The sequence below is a fragment of the Streptomyces sp. NPDC101225 genome (assembly GCF_044767585.1).
Taxonomy (GTDB): Bacteria; Actinomycetota; Actinomycetes; order Streptomycetales; family Streptomycetaceae; genus Streptomyces.
In genome coordinates, this window is the sequence record NZ_JBIWOE010000012.1 from 183,569 (window position 1) to 202,579 (window position 19,011).

Sequence of the window (19,011 nt, forward strand, 5' to 3'; positions counted from 1 at the left end):
TCTCCTTCGCTAGTCCGGCCCCATTCTGCCCTGCGTGAGGTCGCCGGACTCGACCACCCTCACCGGCACCGGCACCGGCGCCGCCTGCCGGACGGCGGAGTCCGCTCCCGCGGCCGGGGCCGCGGCGGTGGCGGACCGCGGGCCGGCCGCCCGCACCGCCAGCGGATACGGCGGGGGAGTGCCGCCGAACTCCGGGCAGTGGGCCTGGTGGTCGCACCACCCGCACAGCTTGGTGGGGCGCGGACGCCATTCGCCGGACTCGGTCGCCCTGCTGATCGCCTCCCACAGGGCCAGCAGCTTGCGCTCCACACGCTCCAGGTCGGCGAGGACGGGATCGTAGGTCAGGACGTCACCGCTGCCGAGGTAGACCAGCTGCAGCCGCCGCGGCACGACGTTCTTCAGCCGCCACACCACCAGGGCGTAGAACTTCATCTGGAACAGCGCGCCCTCGGCGTACTCCGGCCGGGGCGCCTTGCCCGTCTTGTAGTCGACGATCCGCACCTCGCCCGTGGGCGCCACGTCGACCCGGTCGATGATCCCGCGCAGCGTGAGCCCCGAGTCCAGCTCGGTCTCGACGAACAGCTCCCGCTCGACCGGTTCCAGCCGGGTCGGGTCCTCCAGGGTGAACCAGCGCTCGACCAGCCGCTCCGCCTCGCCCAGCCAGCGCGCCAGCCGCTCGCCCTCGGGGTCGTCCTCGAACAGCTCCACCACCTCCGGCCTGGTCTCGCGCAGCCGGTCCCACTGCCCGGGGATCAGGGCCTTGGCGCGCAGCGCGGTCCGGTCCGCGGCCGGGGCGTCGAAGAGCCGCTCCAGCACCGCGTGCACCAGCGTGCCCCGAGTGGCCGCCTCGCTCGGCTTCTCGGGCAGCCGGTCGATGACGCGGAAGCGGTAGAGCAGGGGGCACTGCATGAAGTCGCCGGCCCGCGACGGCGACAGGCTCGCGGGCGCCGTGGCCACCGGCACCCGCCTGCCCGCCCCACCGGCCGCGTCCACCGCGACCGCCGCCACCGGTTCCACCGCCGCCACCGGTTCCACCGCCGCCACCGACTCCACCGCCGCTACCGGACCCGACGGCTCCACTGGACCCGCGGGCTCCTCCGCGACCACCGGCTCCCCGCGCTCCGCGGGGGCCGGCGCCTCCCCCCGCACCGCCCCGCTGCCGCGCGCCTCCGCCGTGCCCTCCGCGCTCGTCTCCATGCCCCAGACCATACGGCCCGCCACCGACAGTGACCCAGCCGTGCCCGTGACGGGTGCGACGCACGGGAAAACTGAGGGGGTGCCGGGGCGGAACACGCCGCGACGGCCGCATACCATCGACCCCAGACCCTTCCGCCCGGCAGGCGCGGAAGACGCTTCGAACGAGGGGACATCGTGGACGAGAGCGGCGGGAGCGGGCAGCCGCGGTCCGGCACCGACGAGCCGGCCGAGCACCACGCAGGGCCGGTGGCCCCGGCCGCCCCCTCACCCACCCCGGCCGACGGGCGGCCCACACGGTCCGCCGAGGCGGAGAACGGCACCGGGGCCGCGGGAAGCGACGGCCGGGACACCCCCCACGGCACCGACCCGCAACAGGCTCCCTCGGCCGGCCCCGGAGACCCGCACCCCGCGAACGGCCCCGGAGACCCGCACCCCGCGAACGGCTCCGGTGACAGGCACTCCACGGACGGTTCCGACCGCAGCGACTCGGCGGCCGGCCCTAGGGGTCCGCACCCCGCAGACGACTCCGGCCGCACCGGCTCGGCGGACGGTTCCGGGGGCCCGCGCCCCGCGGGCGGTCCCGGCCGCGAGCGCTCCGTGGACGGCCACACCGCCGCGGACGGCCGTCCCGGCGCCCAGGACCGTCCCACCGGCGACCGCTCCACGGCGGACCACACCGATCACACCGCCCACACCGCCGGTCACGAGCGCACCCTCGCCCACTCCGGTACTACCGGTACCACCGGTACCACCGGGACCCGCCCGCCCCGCCGGCCCGAGTCCCCCCGCGGGGGTCTGCTCATGGGCCGGCCCTTCGGCGTGCCCGTGTACGTCGCGCCCAGCTGGTTCCTCGTGGCCGCCCTGATCACCTGGGTGTTCGGCGGCCAGCTCGACCGCGTGCTGCCCGAACTCGGCGCCGCCCGCTACCTGGTCTCCCTCTTCTTCGCGGTCGCCTTCTACGCCTCCGTCCTCGTCCACGAACTGGCCCACACGGTCGCGGCCCTGCGCTTCAAGCTCCCCGTGCGCCGCATCCAGCTCCAGTTCTTCGGCGGCGTCTCCGAGATCGAGAAGGAGGCCGAGACCCCCGGCCGGGAGTTCGTCCTGGCCTTCGTCGGCCCCCTGCTCTCCCTGGTCCTCGCCGGCCTCTTCTACGTCGCCATGCAGCCCGTGGAGCCCGGCACCGTCCCCGGCGTCCTGCTGGCCGGCCTGATGGTCTCCAACCTGATCGTCGCCGTCTTCAACCTCCTGCCCGGCCTGCCCCTCGACGGCGGCCGCATGCTGCGCGCGGTCGTCTGGAAGATCACCGGCAGGCCCATGTCCGGCACCGTCGCCGCCGCCTGGGTCGGCCGCGCCCTGGCCGTCTCCGTGCTCATCGGACTCCCGCTGCTCACCCAGTCCGGGGCCCTCGGCTCCACCGCCGAGGACAGCGTCGGCATGGACACGGTGACCGACGCCCTGCTCGCCGCGATCCTCGCCGCCATCATCTGGACCGGCGCCGGGAACAGCCTGCGCATGGCCCGGCTGCGGGAGCATCTGCCGGAGCTGCGCGCCCGCAACCTCACCCGCCGCGCCGTCCCGGTCGAGACCGACACCCCCCTGTCCGAGGCGCTGCGCCGCGCCAACGCCGCGGGCGCGCGCGCCCTGGTCGTCGTGGACCCCGACGGCAACCCGCTCTCCCTGGTGCGCGAGGCCGCCATCGTCGGCGTACCGGAGCACCGCCGCCCGTGGGTGGCCGTCGGCGGCCTCGCCCAGGAGCTCACCGACGGCATGCGCGTCTCCGCGGAGCTCGCGGGCGAGGACCTCCTGGACGTCCTGCGGGCCACCCCCGCCACCGAGTACCTGGTGGTCGAGGAGACCGGCGCGATCTACGGAGTCCTGTCCGCCGCCGACGTCGAGCGGGCCTTCGTGAAGGCCATGGCCCGCCCCTCCCCGTGAACGGCCCGGTGGTCGGCGGCCCCGGCAAACCCCGGTAGGCTGTTCACATGTCCGAACCGACCGGTGCCGCCCGCAGGCGCGGGCCCTTCAAGGTCGGGGACCAGGTTCAGCTGACCGACCCCAAGGGCCGCCACTACACGTTCACGCTCGAGGCCGGGAAGAACTTCCACACCCACAAGGGTTCCTTCCCGCACGACGAACTGATCGGCGCTCCCGAGGGCAGCGTTGTCCGCACCACCGGTAACGTCGCCTACCTCGCGCTGCGCCCCCTGCTCCCCGACTACGTCCTGTCCATGCCCCGCGGGGCGGCCGTCGTCTACCCCAAGGACGCGGGGCAGATCCTCGCCTTCGCCGACATCTTCCCCGGCGCGCGCGTCGTGGAGGCCGGTGTCGGCTCGGGCTCGCTCAGCAGCTTCCTGCTGCGCGCCATCGGCGACCAGGGCATGCTGCACAGCTACGAGCGCCGCGAGGACTTCGCCGAGATCGCCCAGCAGAACGTGGAGCGCTACTTCGGCGGCCCGCACCCCGCCTGGCAGCTCACCGTCGGCGACCTCCAGGACAACCTCTCGGACGCCGACGTCGACCGCGTCATCCTCGACATGCTCGCCCCCTGGGAGTGCCTGGAGGCCGTCTCCAAGGCGCTCGTGCCCGGCGGCATCCTGTGCTGCTACGTCGCCACCACCACCCAGCTCGCCCGGACCGTCGAGTCCATCCGTGAGATCGGCTGCTTCAACGAGCCGACCTCCTGGGAGACGATGATCCGCAACTGGCACATCGAGGGCCTGGCCGTCCGCCCGGACCACCGGATGATCGGCCACACCGGCTTCCTCCTCACCGCCCGCCGCCTCGCGGACGGCGTCGAGCCGCCCATGCGCCGCCGCCGCCCCGCCAAGGGCGCCTACGGCGAGGACTACGCCGGCCCCAACGCCGACGGGGGCTCCGGCCGCTAGGGCGGACGACGGGAATCGTCAGACACCCCCTGGGGCTGTCCGGACCTCCCCGGGGCGGTGCGTGCCGTACTCAACGAAGGGGCGCCGGGGCCGAGTTCCGGAGGGGATCCGGAACTCGGCCCCGGCGCCATTGTGTTGACATCGCGGCGCAAACCGCACCATCCCGGCGAGCAGGCGCCGAGGACCGGACACCCCGCCGTTCCGCCGCAGTGTGACGTGTGGCACGATGCAGGCCACCCCCACCGGCACAGCCCTCACAGGAGACACTCCTCGTGCAGCAATCCGCCGTTCCGGAACTGGCACACACGCAGACCCGGCCCATCCACTGGGTCGCCACCGCCACGGCCGTAGCGGGCGTCATGGCCCTCTCCTCGCTCCTGCAGCCCAACTCGGCGACCGCGGCCCAGCCGGCCACCGGCCCCGAGACCAAGGCCGCCCACGCGGCGGCCGCGCCCGGCACCGCCGGCGTCGACTTCCCGCTCACGTGCGGTCCGGTGAAGGCCGTCGTGCGGAAGAAGGCCACCGGCGACCTCGACGGCGACGGCAATCCGGAGACGGTCGCCGTGGTGCACTGCGACGCCCCCATGGGCACCCCGCCCGACGGCGTCTACGTCCTCACGCGCGCCAAGGACGGCCGGGCCCGGGTGGTCGCCACCCTCGCCGACCCCAAGGCGGGGGACACGGTGAGTGACGTCGTGGTGCGCCGGGGAGCGGTCTTCGCCACCCTCCTCGGCTACTCCTCCCGAGACGTGCCGCGCTGCTGCCCGGACGTCACCGACCACGTGAAGTGGCAGTGGAAAAACGGCTCGTTCGAGCGCTCGACATCCGCCGGAGCGCACCGCGTCTGAGCCGCGCGGGAAACGTGTGAGATTTCAGACAGCGGTGACGTTCCGTGTCCGGACGTTCACCCGGAGTCCGGACCGTAGACCTCGACCCTGTCCGAAACCCGCCGCACATGGATGCACTCGCCCGGGCACTCCCGGGCCGAGTCCACCACGTCCGTGAGGAGCGGCAGGGGTACGGGCGTTGCGGCGCCCTTGTCCTGGAGGAGCTCGTCGTCGGAGCCCTTCACATAGGCCAGCCCGTCGATGTCCAGCTCGAACACCTCGGGCGCGTACTGAGCGCAGATGCCGTCGCCGGTGCACAGGTCCTGATCGATCCAGACCTCCAGCGTCTCGCCGGGACCGGCCTCTTGCTGCACGCTCATGTCTCCTGCCGTTTTCAAGTCGGGCGGGCGGGAATCCGGCCAGCTCTGACGGGTGTTGAACACTTCGACCCTACCTGGGGCAGCTTTCCAATCATGTTCGGTGGGTATTCCCCTGGCGTGAGGGAGAGCGCAAGGGTGAAGATCGGACACACCCCGACCGTCTTTGTGATCTAGGGGTTTCAATCGACACCCACCCAGGTAGGGTCTGGAAGCGTCCAGCTCCCCTTGGAGGAGGTGAGGACCGTGGCAGCCCACGACGACGACATGAACCGCGGCATCCGCCCGGGACGAGGGTCCGAAGACCCCGCCGGGCAGATTGCCTACCTTGAGCAGGAGATCGCCGTCCTGCGGCGCAAGCTCGCCGACTCTCCGCGGCACACGAGGATTCTCGAAGAGCGGATCGTCGAGCTGCAGACCAACCTGGCCGGCGTGTCCGCCCAGAACGAGCGACTCGCCAACACGCTCCGTGAGGCCCGCGACCAGATCGTGGCCCTCAAGGAGGAGGTCGACCGGCTGGCGCAGCCGCCGGCCGGATTCGGCGTCTTCCTGCAGGCCAACGAGGACGGCACGGCCGACATCTTCACCGGGGGCCGCAAGCTCCGGGTGAACGTCAGCCCGAGCGTCGACCTCGAAGAGCTCCGGCGCGGCCAGGAAGTGATGCTCAACGAAGCGCTGAACGTGGTCGAGGCCATGGAGTTCGAGCGCGCCGGCGACATCGTGACCCTCAAGGAGATCCTCGAGGACGGCGAGCGCGCCCTGGTGCTCGGCCACACCGACGAGGAGCGGGTGGTACGGCTCGCCGAGCCGCTGCTGGACGTGAACATCCGGCCCGGTGACGCCCTGCTGCTCGAGCCCCGGTCCGGCTATGTCTACGAGATCATCCCCAAGAGCGAGGTCGAGGAGCTCGTCCTCGAAGAGGTGCCCGACATCGGCTACGAGCAGATCGGCGGTCTGGGAGGCCAGATCGAGGCGATCCGCGACGCCGTCGAGCTCCCCTACCTCTACCCGGACCTGTTCAAGGAGCACGAACTGCGCCCGCCCAAGGGCGTCCTGCTCTACGGGCCGCCCGGATGCGGCAAGACGCTGATCGCCAAGGCCGTCGCCAACTCGCTGGCCAAGAAGGTCGCCGAGGTCACCGGTCAGGCCGCCGGCAAGAGCTTCTTCCTCAACATCAAGGGCCCGGAGCTGCTGAACAAGTACGTCGGCGAGACCGAGCGGCAGATCCGGCTCGTCTTCCAGCGTGCCCGTGAGAAGGCCAGCGAGGGCACCCCCGTCATCGTCTTCTTCGACGAGATGGAGTCGCTCTTTCGCACCCGTGGCTCCGGCGTCAGCTCGGACGTGGAGAACACCATCGTCCCGCAGCTGCTCGCCGAGATCGACGGTGTCGAGGGCCTGCAGAACGTGGTCGTGATCGGCGCCTCCAACCGCGAGGACATGATCGACCCCGCCATCCTGCGCCCCGGCCGCCTGGACGTGAAGATCAAGATCGAGCGTCCCGACGCCGAGGCCGCCAAGGACATCTTCGGCAAGTACCTCACCGAGCGCCTCCCGCTGCACGGCGACGACCTGGGCGAGCACGGCGGCGACAAGCCGGCCACCGTCGAGAGCATGATCCAGACGGCCGTCGAGCAGATGTACGCGGAGTCCGAGGAGAACCGCTTCCTGGAGGTCACCTACGCCAACGGTGACAAGGAAGTCCTCTACTTCAAGGACTTCAACTCCGGCGCCATGATCGAGAACATCGTCGGCCGCGCCAAGAAGATGGCGATCAAGGACTTCCTCGAGCACAAGCAGAAGGGCCTTCGGGTCTCCCACCTCCTCCAGGCCTGCGTGGACGAGTTCAAGGAGAACGAGGACCTGCCGAACACCACGAACCCGGACGACTGGGCCCGGATCTCTGGAAAGAAGGGCGAACGGATCGTCTACATCCGTACCCTCATCACCGGAAAGCAGGGCGCGGACACCGGACGCTCCATCGACACGGTGGCGAACACTGGTCAGTACCTGTAAAAGACAGGGCGGCTGCGGGTGCCCTCACCGGGTACCCGCAGCCGACTGTTTTTCAGGCCACGGCTGGAGCAAGGCAATGACGCAAATGATCTCCCCACCAGCGCAAAGCCGTTCTAGGCTCTTCGGTACCGCCGAGTCGCGCAGTGCGGGGACGGGCACCGCACACGCACCGGAGCGCCAGCGGTACTTGAGCGGCGTCCCCGACCGAGGGCGCCGCCGGGCAAGGAGGGCCGCATGACCGTACGGCGAGTAATGGGCATCGAGACCGAGTACGGCATCTCCGTACCCGGCCACCCCAACGCCAATGCCATGCTCACCTCGTCCCAGATCGTCAACGCCTACGCGGCGGCGATGCACCGGGCCCGCCGGGCCCGCTGGGACTTCGAGGAGGAGAACCCGCTGCGCGACGCGCGGGGCTTCGACCTCGCGCGCGAGGCCGCCGACGCCAGCCAGCTCACCGACGAGGACATCGGCCTCGCCAATGTGATCCTCACCAACGGCGCACGGCTCTACGTCGACCACGCACACCCCGAGTACAGCGCGCCCGAGGTCACCAATCCGCGCGACGCCGTGCTGTGGGACAAGGCGGGCGAGCGCATCATGGCCGAGGCCGCCGAACGTGCGGCCCAGCTGCCCGGGGCGCAGCCGATCCACCTCTACAAGAACAACACCGACAACAAGGGCGCCTCCTACGGCACGCACGAGAACTACCTGATGAAGCGGGAGACCGCCTTCTCGGACATCGTGCGCCACCTCACACCCTTCTTCGTCTCCCGCCAGGTCGTCACCGGCGCCGGTCGCGTCGGCATCGGCCAGGACGGCCACGAGCACGGCTTCCAGCTCAGCCAGCGCGCCGACTACTTCGAGGTCGAGGTCGGCCTGGAGACGACCCTCAAACGCCCGATCATCAACACCCGCGACGAACCGCACGCGGACGCCGAGAAGTACCGCCGGCTGCACGTGATCATCGGCGACGCGAACCTGTCGGAGATCTCCACCTACCTCAAGCTGGGCACGACCGCCCTGGTCCTGTCCATGATCGAGGACGGCTTCATCGCGGTGGACCTGGCCGTCGACCAGCCGGTGCGCACCCTGCACCAGGTGTCGCACGACCCGTCCCTCAAGCGTCTGGTCACGCTCCGCAGCGGCCGTACGCTCACCGCGGTCCAGCTCCAGATGGAGTACTACGAGCTGTCCCGCAAGTACGTGGAGGAGCGCTTCGGCTCCGACGTGGACGAGCAGACCAAGGACGTGCTGGCCCGCTGGGAGGACACCCTCAACCGCCTGGAGAACGACCCGATGAGCCTGGCCGGCGAACTGGACTGGGTCGCCAAGCGGGAGCTCATGGAGGGCTACCGGCGGCGTGACAGCCTGGACTGGGACGCCGCCCGGCTGCACCTGGTGGACCTGCAGTACGCCGACGTGCGGCCGGAGAAGGGCCTCTACAACCGTCTGGTGGCCCGCGGCCGGATGAAGCGCCTGCTGGACGAGAACGACGTCGAGCGGGCCCGTACGAGCCCTCCGGAGGACACGCGCGCGTACTTCCGCGGCCGCTGCCTTGAGCAGTACGCCGACGACGTGGCGGCGGCCTCCTGGGACTCCGTGATCTTCGACCTCCCGGGCCGGGACTCGCTCCAGCGGGTCCCAACCCTCGAACCGCTTCGCGGAACGCGAAATCACGTCAAGGAGCTCCTGGACCGCTGCCGGACGGCGGAAGACCTGGTCAGGGTGCTGTCCGGCGGATGACGGGGTACCCGGGGCCGACCCGGCCGAACAGGGTGGAAATCCTGGCGTAAGGGAATCATCGAGGTGGTCCCCGGACGTTGAGGGAACTGCGGGGCCGATGTCGGACCCTGCTTGTAGGGTCTGATCAAGAACGTCGAACCGAGCGGGGTGAGGGTTATGGCGACCAAGGACACCGGCGGCGGCCAGCAGAAGGCGACGCGCTCCACCGAGGAGGTCGAGGAGCAGGCGCAGGACGCGCAGGCTTCGGACGATCTCAAGGAGCGCCAGGAGAAGCTGAGCGACGACGTGGACTCGGTGCTGGACGAGATCGATGACGTGCTCGAGGAAAATGCCGAGGACTTCGTTCGCTCATTTGTTCAGAAAGGTGGCCAGTAGCCTTCGAGCCGAAGGCTGCGGAAGGCGCTGACCGCCTCGGGCGAAGAGGGCGTGGAGCGCTGCGTGCGGTGACGTCGAGCCGCACGCGGCCTTCGCCCGCGGCCGGTCCGGCCGGGACGGCCGGCGCCGGGGCTGCGGGGACCGCGCATCGGGCGGTCACCGGTGCGTGGGCGGATCCGACGCGCCGCGAGGCGTCAGCACGGCGTGACCGAAGCCGGACGTGACGAGACGATCGCCTCCCGGGCGGGGCTCCGCGTGATCTGCCCGAAGGCTCCCGCCGTACATGTGGATCACCGCCACAAGACGGGTAGGGTCCGAGGCGTACTGTGCTTCAACTGCAACCGGGCCACCGGCACGTTGGGAGACGATCCCGACGCCGTACGTCGGGCCGCCGCTTACTTGGAAGGAATCGCGTGGAAGCCAACACTCGTAGCACCGGGCGTCTACCGGCTGCCTTCCTGACGCCTGGGTCCTCGTCCTTCATGGACTTCCTGTCCGAGCACCAGCCGGAGATGCTGCCGGGCAACCGCCAACTGCCGCCCACCCAGGGTGTCATCGAGGCGCCGCACGGGACGACCATCGTGGCCGTGACCTTCCCGGGCGGTGTCGTGCTCGCCGGTGACCGCCGGGCCACCATGGGCAATGTGATCGCCCAGCGCGACATCGAGAAGGTGTTCCCGGCGGACGAGTACTCCGCCGTCGGCATCGCCGGCACGGCCGGTCTCGCCGTCGAGATGGTCAAGCTGTTCCAGCTGGAGCTGGAGCACTTCGAGAAGGTCGAGGGGGCGCAGCTTTCCCTGGAGGGCAAGGCGAACCGGCTGTCGACCATGATCCGCTCCAACCTCGGCATGGCCATGCAGGGCCTGGCCGTGGTCCCCCTCTTCGCCGGTTACGACGTGGACCGGGACAAGGGCCGGATCTTCTCCTACGACGTGACGGGCGGCCGCAGCGAGGAGTCGGGCTACGCGGCCACGGGCTCCGGCTCGATCTTCGCGCGCGGCGCCATGAAGAAGCTCTTCCGCGACGACCTGACCGAGGACCAGGCCACCACGCTCGTGGTGCAGGCCCTCTACGACGCGGCAGACGACGACTCGGCGACCGGTGGTCCCGATGTCGCCCGCCGGATCTATCCGATCGTCACCGTGATCACCGAGGACGGCTTCCGCCGGCTGACCGAGGACGAGTCCTCCGAGATCGCCCGCTCGATCCTGGCGCGGCGGCTGGAGCAGCCCGACGGCCCGCGGGCCGCGCTGCTGTAGCCGGCGGCGGGCCGTTATCTAGGTGATCCAGCTGACCTCGACAGAAAGGGACGGATAACCGGTGTCGACGCCGTTCTACGTTTCACCCCAGCAGGCCATGGCCGACCGGGCGGAGTACGCCCGCAAGGGCATCGCCCGTGGCCGCAGCCTGGTCGTGCTGCAGTACGCCGACGGCATCGTCTTCGTCGGCGAGAACCCGTCCCGCGCGCTGCACAAGTTCAGCGAGATCTACGACCGGATCGGCTTCGCGGCCGCCGGCAAGTACAACGAGTACGAGAACCTCCGCATCGGCGGCGTGCGCTACGCCGACCTGCGCGGTTACACCTACGACCGCGACGACGTGACCGCCCGCGGTCTCGCCAACGTCTACGCCCAGACACTGGGCACGATCTTCTCCTCGGCGGGCGAGAAGCCGTACGAGGTGGAGCTGGTGGTGGCCGAGGTCGGCGAGACCCCGGACGGCGACCAGATCTACCGGCTGCCGCACGACGGCTCGATCGTGGACGAGCACGGCTCCGTCGCGGTCGGGGGCAACGCCGAGCAGATCAGCGGCTACCTCGATCAGCGCCACCAGGACGGCATGACCCTGGCCGAGGCGCTCAAGCTGGCCGTGACGGCCCTGTCCCGCGACACGAACGGCAGCGAGCGGGAGATCCCCGCCGAGCGCCTGGAGGTCGCGGTGCTGGACCGTACGCGCCCGCAGGCCCGCAAGTTCCGGCGGATCGTCGGCCGCCAGCTCTCCCGGCTCCTGGAGAGCGACGGAGCGGCCACCGAGGCCGAGAGCTCCGACGAGGCCGGAAGCCCGGACTCGGACCAGGAGTAGTCCGCCTCACCTCACCCCTCGTGTGCCCCGGTCGCCGTCCGGCAGCCGGGGCACAGGGCGTTCAGGAGGCACTGGGGGGCGCCGTGGAGCCCCGTACGATCAGCTCGACCGGGATGTCCCCGGCCGTCGGTGCGCGGCCTTCCAGGACCGCCAGCAGGGCCCGCATGCCGCGTTCGCCGAACAGCTCCGCGTCCAGGCGCACGGTCGTCAGCTCCGGATCGAGGGCCGTGGCGAGGGCGAGGTCGTCCAGGCCGGTGACGGAAAGGTCGTCCGGGATCCGCAGGCCGAGGCGCCGGGCCGCCTTGTAGGCGCCGGCCGCCAGCTTGTCGTCGTCGCACACCAGGGCCGTGGGCCGGGGCCCGGGCGCCGCCAGGGCCGCCTCGGCGGCGGTCAGGGCGTCGTCGATGGAGATCGGTGCCCGGGCGGTGCGGACGGACGCGCCCGGGACCGTGCCGACCCGGTCGGCGAGCTCGCGCGCGCGTACCTCGAAGGTCCAGGACGCCACGTCCGCCGCCAGATGCAGGAAGCTCCGGTGGCCGAGGCCCAGCAGATGGTCGGCGACCTGCCGAACGCCGTCGGCGATGTCCAGGTTCACCGTCGCCGCGCCGAGGCTGCCCTCCGGGTCACTGTCGAGCATCACCAGGGGCAGCTGGTCGCCGCGGATCGCGGTGAGGGCGTCCGCGGCCATGGAGGAGGCGATGACGCCGTCCAGGGCCGCCTGCGCGGACGCGAAGGGGTCGCGGGCCGGGCCGATGCCCTCGGGGGAGGGGTACAGGACGACGCCGAAGCCGTGCTCGGCGGCCACCCGGGCGGCGCCCGTGTAGACGCCGGCGAAGAACTCCGTGGTCAGCGCGGGGACGACGAGCAGCACCGTGCGGGTGCGGCCCAGGCGCAGGTTCCGGGCGGCGAGGTTGGGGCGGTAGCCGAGTTCGCGTGCGGCCTGCCGTACGCGCTCGGCGGTGGCCTCGGAGACGCGGCCGCGCCACTTGTCGCCCAGGACCAGCGAGACGGCGGCCTGGGAGACGCCCGCCGCCTGCGCGACGTCACGGCTGGTCGGGCGCGTGCTGCTGCGTGCCACCGTGGGCCTGCTCTCTTCGTCTGGGGCCGTCGTCTGGACTGCGGACAGCGCACATGCTACGTATGGGAGTCGGGGTTATACGTAACACTTGGAGGCGGGACATGGCCGCGGGATACCTGGAGATCCTCAGGGCGAGACACGCGGTCCGGCTGCTGGCGGGCACGCTGGTGGGGCGGCTGCCCAACGCGACCGCCGCGATCGCCCTGGTGCTGTTCGTGCGTGCCGAGGGCGGCTCGTACAGCCTGGCGGGTGCCCTCGCGGCGGTGTACGGCGTCGCCAACGCCGTCGGGCAGCCCGTCCTCGGCCGGCTGGTGGACCTGCACGGCCAGCCGCGCGTCCAGCTGCCCGCGGCCGTCCTGTCGGCCCTCGCGATGGCGGGCTTCGCCTTCTCGGGCACCGACCCGCTTCCGCTCGCGTACGCGTGCGTGGCGGCCGCCGGGCTCCTCACGCCGCCCCTGGAGGGCGGGCTGCGGGCCCTGTGGCCGTCGGTGCTGCGCCGTGAGGAGCAGGTGCACACCGCGTACGCCATGGACGCCGTGGCCCAGGAAGTCATGTTCACGGTCGGGCCGTTGCTGGTGACCCTGTGCGTCTCGCTCTGGTCGGAGCGGGCGGCCCTGCTGGCGCTCAACGCCGTGGGCGTGCTCGGCGCCCTCTCCGTGGTCGTGTCGGCGCCCTCGCGCGCGTGGCGTTCGGCGCCGCGCGAGGCGCACTGGCTGGGCGCCCTGCGTTCCAGGGGGCTGCTCGCCCTGCTCGGCGCGTTCCTGTTCGTCGGCATCGCGCTGGGCTCCATCGCGGTGGCCTCGGTGCCGTACGCCGACACGCACGGCGGGGACGCCGTGTACGGCTGGCTGATGGCCGCGCTCGGGTTCGGCGCGCTCGTCGGGGGGACGGCCTACGGGGCGCGGCGCCGGACCGGCGAGCCCGCCCGCCGACTGCAGGTCCTGGTGGCCCTTCTGGCGGTGTGTTACCTGCCGCTCACGCTGCTGCCCGGCCCGTTCGCCATGGTGCTGCTCGCGGCCCTCGCGGGGCTCTTCCTGGCCCCCGTCCTCGCCTGCGCGTTCGTGCTCGTCGACCGGCACGCGCCGGCCGGGACGGTCACCGAGGCCTTCTCCTGGCTCGTGACGACCTTCACCGTCGGAGCATCGGTCGGAACGGGCCTCACGGGCCCCGTCGTCGAGGCGGGCGGGGCGCTGTGGGGCTTCGCCGTGCCGGGCGCGGCGGGCGGCGTGTCGCTGTTGGTCCTGCTGGCCACCGGACGGGTCCTCGCAGCTCCCGCGGGTGGTGCAGTCGTTGCGGCTTCATCCGAAAATGATCCGAACCGAGCGCCCGAACCCCGTTTCAGCTCAGGGGATCGGGCGTAATGTTCACTCATGGACCGCCGCATTTTCGGGCTGGAGAACGAGTACGGCGTCACGTGTACGTTCAGGGGACAGCGCCGCCTGTCTCCCGACGAGGTGGCGCGGTACCTCTTCCGCCGTGTCGTGTCATGGGGCCGCAGCAGCAATGTCTTTCTGCGAAACGGCGCCCGCCTCTATCTCGACGTGGGCTCACATCCGGAATACGCGACACCCGAATGTGACAACGTGACCGAGCTGGTCACCCACGACAAGGCCGGCGAGCGCATTCTGGAAGGGCTACTGGTAGACGCCGAACGACGCCTGCACGAGGAAGGAATCGCGGGCGACGTCTACCTCTTCAAGAACAACACCGACTCGGCGGGCAACTCCTACGGCTGCCACGAGAACTATCTCGTCGCACGCCACGGGGAGTTCTCCCGGCTCGCGGACATCCTCATCCCGTTCCTGGTCACGCGCCAGCTGCTGTGCGGTGCGGGCAAGGTGCTGCAGACGCCGCGCGGCGCGGTGTACTGCGTCAGCCAGCGGGCCGAGCACATCTGGGAGGGCGTCTCCTCGGCGACCACCCGCTCCAGGCCCATCATCAACACCCGCGACGAACCGCACGCGGACGCCGAGCGCTACCGCCGCCTGCACGTCATCGTGGGCGATTCCAACATGTCCGAGACGACCATGCTGCTCAAGGTCGGCGCGACCGACCTGGTGCTGCGCATGATCGAGGCGGGCACCGTGATGCGCGACCTCACGCTGGAGAACCCCATCCGGGCGATCCGCGAGGTCAGCCACGACATCACCGGCCGGCGCAAGGTGCGCCTGGCCAGCGGGCGCGAGGCCTCCGCCCTGGAGGTGCAGCGCGAGTACTACGAGAAGGCCGTGGACTTCTGCGAGCGCCGGGGCATCCGCACCGGCACCGTCGAGCAGGTCCTGGAGCTGTGGGGCCGCACCCTGGACGCGATCGAGTCCGAGGACCTCGACCGGATCGGCACCGAGATCGACTGGGTCATGAAGTACAAGCTCATCGAGCGGTACCGGGCCAAGCACAACATGACCATGTCCCACCCGAGGGTCGCGCAGATAGACCTCGCCTACCACGACATCCACCGCCGTCGTGGCCTGTACTACCTGCTCGAGAAGAAGGGGCAAGCAGCGCGGATCTGCAACGACTTGAAGATCTTCGAGGGCAAGTCCGTCCCCCCGCAGACCACCAGGGCCCGGCTGCGCGGCGACTTCATCCGCAGGGCCCAGGAGCAGCGCCGGGACTTCACCGTCGACTGGGTCCATCTCAAGCTCAACGACCAGGCGCAGCGCACGGTGTTGTGCAAGGACCCGTTCCGTTCGGTGGACGACAGGGTGGAGAAGCTCATCGCCGGGATGTGAGCAACGCGTTCCGGTGACAGGCCGGAAGGCAACACGGGCGCCGTACGTTTCCAGTGCGGCGCCCTGCTCACGCCGTAGAGTTGCGCGCACGCCCTTCACAAGATCGACCGATACGAGGCCCCCACCGTGCGCCGACGCTCCCTTCTCATCGCTGTACCCGCAGGACTTGTCACCGTCGCCGGCTGCGGCGACGACAAGAAGTCCGACTCGAGCAAGGCCAGCGACAGCGCGTCGCCCTCCGCCGCGGCCACGTCCGCCGCGCCGCCGCCGAAGATCGTCGACGGCCCGCTGCCGGCCATCACCGCGGGGACGAAGTTCGGTGCCAAGCCGACCGTCGCCAAGGGCTCCGGCGATCCGTCGAAGCAGCTCGCGGTGAAGACGGTGATCGCGGGAGGCGGCAGGACGGTCGCCGAGAACGACTATGTGCAGGCCCACTACCTCGGCCAGGTCTGGAACACGGCGAAGGTCTTCGACAACTCCTACGACCGCAAGACCCCCCTGCTCATCCAGCTCTCCCAGGGCAGCATCATCGACGGCTGGCGGTACGCGCTGGCGGGCAAGAAGGTCGGCAGCCGCGTCCTGTTCTCCGTGCCGCCCACCTGGGGCTACGGCAAGGAGGGCAACGCACAGGCGGGCATCAAGGGCACCGACACGCTGGTGTTCGTCGCCGACATCCAGAGCACGTTCAACGCGACCAGCTCCGCCAAGGGCACCGACGTCCCGCAGAACGACGCGAGCCTGCCCAAGGTCGGCACGAACACCGACGGCAAGGCGCCCTCGATCGACATCCCCAAGAAGGACGCACCCACCGACCTGGTCGCGAAGTACGTCATCGAGGGCGACGGCGACGCGGTCGCCGCCAAGGACAGCGTCCTGGTGCAGTACAAGGGCGTGTTCTGGGACAACGGCAAGGAGTTCGACTCGACCTACAGCCGCAAGGCGCTGACGTCGTTCGGCCTGCAGCAGGTCGTCAAGGGCTGGGCGCAGGGCCTGACGGGCAAGAAGGTGGGCAGCCGGGTCCTCATCGTCGTCCCGCCGAAGCTGGGCTACGGGGACAATCCGCCGGCCGGCAGCGGCATCAAGAAGGACTCCGTGCTGGTCTTCTCGGTCGACATCCTCGCGAAGATGTAGCCCTCCGGGATGTAAGACTGTGCGTGTTGCCTTTCCGCGGACAAGCAGGAGCTGAAAGACGTGAGCATCGAGAAGCCCGAGATCGACTTCCCGGGCGGCGAGCCCCCGGCGGACCTCGAGATCAAGGACATCTGGGAGGGCGACGGCGCTGTCGCGCAGGCGGGCCAGACCGTCACCGTCCACTACGTGGGCGTGGCCTTCAGCACCGGTGAGGAGTTCGACGCCAGCTGGAACCGCGGCACCCCGTTCCGCTTCCCGCTGGGCGGCGGCCGTGTCATCGCGGGCTGGGACCAGGGTGTGCAGGGCATGAAGGTCGGCGGCCGCCGCCAGCTGACCATCCCCGCCCACCTCGCCTACGGCGACCAGAGCCCGACCCCGGCGATCAAGCCGGGCGAGACCCTGATCTTCGTGGTCGACCTCGTCGCGGTCTGACTCCCGGATCCGATCGGACCCGATCACCTGGGGCCCATGCCTGTCCAGGCATGGGCCCTCGGCTTTTGCCACGCCACTTCGGGGCGGTACGGTCAACGTCGTCAAGCACCATAGGGAGGCGAAGGGCGCCGATGGCCATTGCCAAGGCAGAGCGGCTGATGAACCTCGCGCTGTGTCTGCTCGGGACCCGGCGGCCGCTCAGCAAGCGCGAGCTGCGTGAGTCCATCGAGGCCTACGTCGAGGCCTTCGGGCCGGGCAACGGCGCAGCGGGCAGCGACGACTCCTTCAGCCGTATGTTCGAGCGCGACAAGGACGATCTGCGCGAACTCGGCCTGGTCATCGAGACGGTGGAGAACCTCGACGGCGAGACGGGCTATCTGGCGCGCCGCGACAGCAACCGCCTGCCCCCGATCACCCTGGACGCCGAGGAGGCGGCCGCCCTGGGGCTCGCCGCCAAGGTGTGGCAGCAGGCCCGGCTCGCCGGAGCGGCCAGCGGCGCCCTGCAGAAGCTGCGCGCGGCCGGCCTGCCCGAGGACGTCGACCCGTACGAGGCCCACGGCGCCCTGGAACCGCGCATCCCGGTGCACGAGGCCGCCTTCGAACCGCTCATGCTGGCCTGCCGTGACCGCCGTCCGGTCGTCTTCGACTACCGCAAGGCCACCGCCGCCCGCCCCGAGCCCCGGCATGTCGAGCCGTGGGCGCTGGAGTGCTGGCGCGGCCACTGGTACCTGGCTGGCTGGGACCGCGACCGGGGCGCCGAGCGGGTCTTCAGGCTCTCGCGGATCACCGGCAAGGTGCGCAGCCGCAGCGGCCGGTTCGGCGCCGCCGTACCCGACGTGGTCACCGTCCGCGAGACCGTGGCGAGCTGGGCGGGGGAGACCGCCGACCGCTCCGCGCTGATCCGGCTGCGCCGGGGGGCGGGTTACCCCCTTCGGGCGAAGGCCACCGCGGTGCGGGAACTCGGCGACGGCTGGGACGAGTTGGAGATTCCGTACGGGCACGGGCTGGACGCCTGGCTGGTGGAGTTCGGGCCGGACGTGGTGGTCCTGGAACCGGCCGAGCTGCGTGCGGACGTGGTGGACCGGCTGCAGGCCGTGGCCAAGGGCTGAGGGGGAGCGGAGCAGGACAGTGGCAGGAAAACCGGTCAGGCCCGCGAACGCCATCGACCAGACCCGGCGGATGCTCTCGCTGGTGACGTATCTCAAGGAGCGCCCCGGAGCGCGGGTCGAGGACGTCGCACGCGCCTTCGGCATCACCGAGGACGAGCTGGTCTCCGACCTCGACGTGCTGCCCATGTGCGGCACCAGCTTCCGCGGCGGCGACCTGCTCGACATCGACACCGACGGGGAGCGCATCTGGTGGCACAACGCCGCCGCCCTCGGCGAAGAGGCCGCCGAGCCCCTGCGGCTGGCCGCCGACGAGGCGACCGCGCTGCTGGTGGCCGCCCGCGCGGTGTCCACGCTGCCCGGACTGCGCGAAGGCGACCGGCAGGCGCTGCTGCGCGCCACCGCCAAGGTGGAGGCCGCGGCCGGCGAGGCGGCGGGCGCCAGCTCCCGGCTCTCGGTGACCTTCGAGTCCGAGGGCGGTGTCTTCGCCGACGTCGACCGGGCGATCGCCGAGCGCCGCAGGCTCTGGATCCGCTACTACTCGCCCGCGCGCGACGAGCTCAGCGAGCGGGAGATCGACCCCATCCGGCTGGTCAGCGTCGGGCACACGTACGTGGAGGCGTGGTGCCGCCGCTCCGAGGCACGGCGCACCTTCCGGCTGGACCGGGTCGCCGAGATCAAGATCCTCGACGAGCCGGCCGCGCCGCCCGAGATCGAGCTGCGGGACCTGTCGGAGGGGCTGGTGCAGCCCGCCGCCGAGGACCCGGAGGTCGTGGTCGAGGTCGGCCCGGGCGGCCGCTGGGTCGCCGAGTACTACCCGCACGACAGTGCGGATGAGCTTCCGGACGGCGGGCTGCGTATCAGCCTGCGTACGCCCGACCCGGCCTCGCTGCGGCGGCTGGCGCTGCGGCTGGGCCGTGACGGCCGGATCGTCGCCCCGCGCGACCTCGCCGACAGCGCCCGCCGGGCGGCCCGTGAGGCACTGGCGGCGTACGACGGGCAGTACGACAGGGAGTGAACCGTGGGGCGG

General features: G+C 71.1%; 18 protein-coding genes. 15 read left to right on the top strand and 3 right to left on the bottom strand.

Features of this window, described 5'->3' with window-relative positions; translation table 11 throughout:
- Positions 1–9 precede the first annotated feature (9 nt).
- On the bottom strand, positions 10–1,197 hold the full coding sequence (locus ACIRPX_RS19620; RefSeq protein WP_404195837.1) for a RecB family exonuclease: 1,188 nt from the start codon (positions 1,195–1,197) through the stop codon (positions 10–12).
- Between the two features lie 174 nt (positions 1,198–1,371).
- Here ACIRPX_RS19620 and ACIRPX_RS19625 point away from each other — a divergent pair, with 174 nt between their 5' ends.
- The 3 genes from ACIRPX_RS19625 (at position 1,372) to ACIRPX_RS19635 (ending at position 4,930) form a co-directional block, all read left to right on the top strand.
- A complete protein-coding gene (locus ACIRPX_RS19625; RefSeq protein ID WP_404195840.1) occupies positions 1,372–3,132 on the top strand; it encodes a site-2 protease family protein in 1,761 nt (586 codons plus the stop codon).
- A 47-nt stretch (positions 3,133–3,179) separates the two neighbouring features.
- Positions 3,180–4,082, top strand: a complete 903-nt coding sequence (locus ACIRPX_RS19630; protein ID WP_384253267.1) for a tRNA (adenine-N1)-methyltransferase — start codon at positions 3,180–3,182, stop codon at positions 4,080–4,082.
- A 272-nt stretch (positions 4,083–4,354) separates the two neighbouring features.
- Positions 4,355–4,930, top strand: coding sequence for a hypothetical protein (locus tag ACIRPX_RS19635; protein ID WP_404195844.1), 576 nt, complete (start codon positions 4,355–4,357; stop codon positions 4,928–4,930).
- 56 nt (positions 4,931–4,986) lie between these two features.
- Here the strand turns inward: ACIRPX_RS19635 and ACIRPX_RS19640 are convergent, their stop codons facing one another.
- The gene (locus ACIRPX_RS19640) at positions 4,987–5,289 is read right to left on the bottom strand and encodes a ferredoxin (RefSeq protein ID WP_404195847.1); all 303 of its coding nucleotides are present in this window, start codon (positions 5,287–5,289) and stop codon (positions 4,987–4,989) included.
- 243 nt (positions 5,290–5,532) lie between these two features.
- On the opposite strand from ACIRPX_RS19640, the gene arc reads away from it, so the two are divergent.
- From arc to prcA, 6 genes are all read left to right on the top strand, one after another.
- Complete coding sequence (gene arc, locus ACIRPX_RS19645) at positions 5,533–7,299, top strand: proteasome ATPase (RefSeq protein WP_404195850.1); 1,767 nt, start codon at positions 5,533–5,535, stop codon at positions 7,297–7,299.
- A 234-nt stretch (positions 7,300–7,533) separates the two neighbouring features.
- Entirely contained in the window at positions 7,534–9,045 is a 1,512-nt protein-coding gene (gene dop / locus ACIRPX_RS19650; protein WP_404195853.1) for a depupylase/deamidase Dop, read from the top strand.
- 156 nt (positions 9,046–9,201) lie between these two features.
- Positions 9,202–9,420, top strand: coding sequence for a ubiquitin-like protein Pup (locus tag ACIRPX_RS19655; protein ID WP_108011740.1), 219 nt, complete (start codon positions 9,202–9,204; stop codon positions 9,418–9,420).
- Between the two features lie 162 nt (positions 9,421–9,582).
- Positions 9,583–9,882 (top strand): endonuclease VII domain-containing protein, encoded by a 300-nt coding sequence (locus ACIRPX_RS19660; RefSeq protein WP_404195856.1) that lies wholly within the window; start codon positions 9,583–9,585, stop codon positions 9,880–9,882.
- Entirely contained in the window at positions 9,834–10,679 is an 846-nt protein-coding gene (prcB, locus tag ACIRPX_RS19665; RefSeq protein ID WP_404195859.1) for a proteasome subunit beta, read from the top strand. Before ACIRPX_RS19660 ends, prcB begins: the two co-directional genes overlap by 49 nt.
- 61 nt (positions 10,680–10,740) lie before the next feature.
- Positions 10,741–11,502, top strand: coding sequence for a proteasome subunit alpha (prcA, locus tag ACIRPX_RS19670; protein ID WP_404195862.1), 762 nt, complete (start codon positions 10,741–10,743; stop codon positions 11,500–11,502).
- Between the two features lie 61 nt (positions 11,503–11,563).
- Here prcA and ACIRPX_RS19675 read toward each other — a convergent pair whose 3' ends face one another.
- Positions 11,564–12,580 (bottom strand): LacI family DNA-binding transcriptional regulator, encoded by a 1,017-nt coding sequence (locus tag ACIRPX_RS19675; RefSeq protein ID WP_404195865.1) that lies wholly within the window; start codon positions 12,578–12,580, stop codon positions 11,564–11,566.
- Between the two features lie 101 nt (positions 12,581–12,681).
- Here ACIRPX_RS19675 and ACIRPX_RS19680 point away from each other — a divergent pair, with 101 nt between their 5' ends.
- The 6 genes from ACIRPX_RS19680 to ACIRPX_RS19705 all read left to right on the top strand — a co-directional run bounded on the left by ACIRPX_RS19680 (position 12,682) and on the right by ACIRPX_RS19705 (position 18,999).
- Entirely contained in the window at positions 12,682–13,941 is a 1,260-nt protein-coding gene (locus tag ACIRPX_RS19680) for an MFS transporter (protein WP_404195868.1), read from the top strand.
- A 9-nt stretch (positions 13,942–13,950) separates the two neighbouring features.
- The gene (pafA, locus tag ACIRPX_RS19685) at positions 13,951–15,312 is read left to right on the top strand and encodes a Pup--protein ligase (protein WP_093722625.1); all 1,362 of its coding nucleotides are present in this window, start codon (positions 13,951–13,953) and stop codon (positions 15,310–15,312) included.
- Between the two features lie 126 nt (positions 15,313–15,438).
- Positions 15,439–16,443, top strand: coding sequence for an FKBP-type peptidyl-prolyl cis-trans isomerase (locus ACIRPX_RS19690; protein WP_404195871.1), 1,005 nt, complete (start codon positions 15,439–15,441; stop codon positions 16,441–16,443).
- A gap of 60 nt (positions 16,444–16,503) precedes the next feature.
- The gene (locus tag ACIRPX_RS19695; RefSeq protein WP_404195874.1) at positions 16,504–16,875 is read left to right on the top strand and encodes an FKBP-type peptidyl-prolyl cis-trans isomerase; all 372 of its coding nucleotides are present in this window, start codon (positions 16,504–16,506) and stop codon (positions 16,873–16,875) included.
- 131 nt (positions 16,876–17,006) lie between these two features.
- A complete protein-coding gene (locus ACIRPX_RS19700; RefSeq protein ID WP_404195877.1) occupies positions 17,007–17,984 on the top strand; it encodes a helix-turn-helix transcriptional regulator in 978 nt (325 codons plus the stop codon).
- A gap of 19 nt (positions 17,985–18,003) precedes the next feature.
- Complete coding sequence (locus ACIRPX_RS19705; protein WP_404195880.1) at positions 18,004–18,999, top strand: helix-turn-helix transcriptional regulator; 996 nt, start codon at positions 18,004–18,006, stop codon at positions 18,997–18,999.
- Positions 19,000–19,011 lie beyond the last annotated feature (12 nt).